The sequence below is a fragment of the Roseiarcus sp. genome (genome assembly GCF_052145395.1).
In the GTDB taxonomy this organism is placed as follows: Bacteria; Pseudomonadota; Alphaproteobacteria; order Rhizobiales; family Beijerinckiaceae; genus Roseiarcus.
In genome coordinates this window covers 1-2,745 of the sequence record NZ_JBKQOT010000604.1, presented here as the reverse complement: position 1 = coordinate 2,745, position 2,745 = coordinate 1, and the positions used below count along the sequence as shown (strand labels likewise).

Below are 2,745 nucleotides of genomic sequence, written 5' to 3'. Positions count from 1 at the left end.
CTCGCGAGCGGCTCGCCGAGCCTTGCGCCCATTCATCCTTCGTCTGCGGCGCAGAATCGAGCGCGACCCGCGCCGACCCGACCTGCTGCTGACCGAACTCAGGGTCGGCTACCGACTCGCCGCTGCGACGGGCGATCCGTTGTATTCCGACGCCGCCACGACTCCTAGGGAAGGAATGGGCGGCCGTCCGCCATGACAGTATGGCCTGCCGCTTGTGTAAGATGAGTGTCCGCTCAATCCGGCCAGCCATATAGTCCAGAACTAACGAACCGCGCGTTTTTGTAGCACAAGCGGACAGAACCGGAACGCGGTAGGGGCAAGCGATTGAAAAGCCGCGGGATCCCTAAGGGCGGGGGTGGGCGGGCGGATGTCGGCAAACAGGTGATTTCCGACGGCCTCACGAATCGGGCCCCAAAGGCGGCGGCGAGTGCGAAAATCTACACGACAAACCATGTCGGAATGAGGTAGCGTGCGAAAACCGCGCCTCAGGGGTTTTCCGCACATGCTGGTCGGCTACATGCGAGTGTCCACGGACGGCGACCGCCAGGTCCTCGACCTGCAACGCGATGCGCTGCTGGCCGCCGGCGTCGATGAACGGCACCTGTTCGAGGATCACGTCAGCGGCAGCCGTGACGACCGCGCGGGATTGTCGAAGGCGCTGGCGTTCGCCCGGCCTGGCGTCTGCCTGGCGGTCTGGAAACTGGATCGCCTAGGCCGGTCGTTGCCGCATCTGCTGAGCGTGGTGAACGGCCTCAAGGAGCGTGGCATCGCGTTCCGGTCGTTGACCGAGCAGATGGACACTACCACGCCGCAAGGCGAATTCCTGTTCCATGCGTTCGGCGCTTTGGCGCAGTTCGAACGGTCGCTCACGCAGGAACGGGTGAAGGCGGGCCTGGCGGCGGCGCGCCGGCGCGGGCGCCGGGGCGGGCGGCCGGTTGCGATCGACGCCGAGAAGCTCGCCGCGGTGATCGCCGCCCTAAATGCCGGCACCACCAAAGCGGCGGTCTGCCGCACCTTCGGCGTCAAGCGCAGCACGCTGATCGACTCCCTGGCCCGGATCGGCTGGATTGCCGGCCTCGCCAGCCAGGGAGATGCACGTGAAGCGACGACAGGAATTGACCGCAGCGCAACTCGCCGCGCTGTTCGATCCGGCGACCGAACAGCGTGACATGGTGCGGCATTACACGCTCTCCGACGCCGACATAGCGATGATCCGGCGCTGCCGCGGCGATCACAGCCGCCTCGGCTACGCCCTGATGCTGTGCTGCCTGCGCTACCCAGGCCGTCACCTGCACGCCAATGAGCGTCCGCCAGCGGCGCTCATCGCGTTCGTGGCGCAACAGATCGACGTTTGCCCGGATGGCGCAGGGGACGTGCAGGCGTCCGAGCTGACGCGCCGCCGCCATGCTGCGGAACTGCAACGCCGCCTTCGGCTGCGCCCATTCGCCGCGCGCCACGGCGCGGAGCTCACGAAGTGGCTGCTGCCGCAGGCGGTCGAGAATGACCGGCTCGGGCATTTGGCAGAGTTGGTCCTGGAAGAATGCCGCCAGCGCCGCATCATCATTCCCCCGCCGCGCACGCTGGAGCGGCTCTGCCTTGCCGTGCGCTACCGCGCTCGCCGCGAAATCGAACACCGGCTGACCGACGGGCTGTCAGCCGAACAACTGCGGCGGCTCGATGCCCTGACGAATCGTCGCTCGGAAGCCGCGCACAGCTGGCTGGCCTGGCTGCGGCAGATGCCGGAAGCGACCAAGCCGGCGGCGATGCTCGGCTTGATTGAGCGGCTCAATCATGTGCGCGCGATCGGCCTGGACCCGGCGCGCGCGCATCGTGTGCATCAAGCGCGCCTCGCTCAGCTTGCGCGCGAGACCAGCCGCACGACGGCGCAGCATATCGCTGGCTACGAGCCGCAGCGTCGGCACGCCGCCCTGACCGCGGCCGTGCTGGATCTGATCTCGAGCCTCACGGATCAGGCCGTCGATTTGTTCGAGCGCCTGATGGGGACAATGTTTCGCAAAGCCGAGGGGCGTTATGCCCGCTCGTTCCAGGACGATGCGCGGGCGATCAACGAGAAGGTCCGGCTGTATGCGCAAGTCGGCGCCGCCCTGATCGCAGCGCGCGAGGCAAAGCGCGACGCCTTCGCTGCAATCGCGGAGGTGATTCCCTGGGATCGCTTCCGCGAGACGATCGCCGAGGCGGAGGCGTTGGCCAGGCCGGACGACTTCGACGCCTACCAAGCGCTGCCAGAGCACTATGCCGGTCTGCGGCGCTAGACCCCAGCGTTCCTTGAGGCGTTCGCTTTCCAGAGCGTGCCCGCCGCCGCATCGTTGCTGCGCGCAGTCCACACGCTGCGCGGCATGAATAGGACCGGGGCGTCTCACGTCCCGAAATCGGCCCCGGTCAGCTTTGTGCGCGAGCGCTGGGCCCGGCACGTGATGCCTGACGGCGCCATTGACCGGCGCTACTATGAAATTTGCGTCCTGTCGGAGTTACGCGGTCGGCTGCGCGCTGGCGACGTTTGGGTGACGGGCAGCCGGCGCTACCGGTCGTTCGAGGAGCGCCTAATCTCGCAAGAAACGTTGCGCGAATTGCAGGCGACCGGCGCGTGGCCGATTGCAGTTGACGCCGACTTCGAGCGCTTCATTGCCGATCGGAAGGACGCTTGGGCAACCGAGACTGTTGTTCTGCACGCCGGGTCGTCAATCCAAGTCGACAGCTACGCGGCGGAGGGCGAGAACTATCGTC

General features: G+C 66.9%; 2 protein-coding genes and 1 pseudogene. All 3 read left to right on the top strand.

The window, feature by feature from the left end:
• The first annotated feature begins 502 nt into the window (after nucleotides 1-502).
• Nucleotides 503-1,168, top strand: a complete 666-nt coding sequence (locus tag ACLP25_RS20835; RefSeq protein WP_442471061.1) for a recombinase family protein — start codon at nucleotides 503-505, stop codon at nucleotides 1,166-1,168.
• Nucleotides 1,098-2,273 carry a DUF4158 domain-containing protein gene (locus tag ACLP25_RS20830; protein ID WP_442471060.1) on the top strand — a complete coding sequence of 392 codons (1,176 nt, stop codon included), beginning with the start codon at nucleotides 1,098-1,100 and terminating at the stop codon, nucleotides 2,271-2,273. The genes ACLP25_RS20835 and ACLP25_RS20830 overlap by 71 nt, the downstream gene beginning before the upstream one ends.
• A 36-nt stretch (nucleotides 2,274-2,309) precedes the next feature.
• Nucleotides 2,310-2,745: pseudogene (locus ACLP25_RS20825) on the top strand (hypothetical protein); the annotation flags it as partial.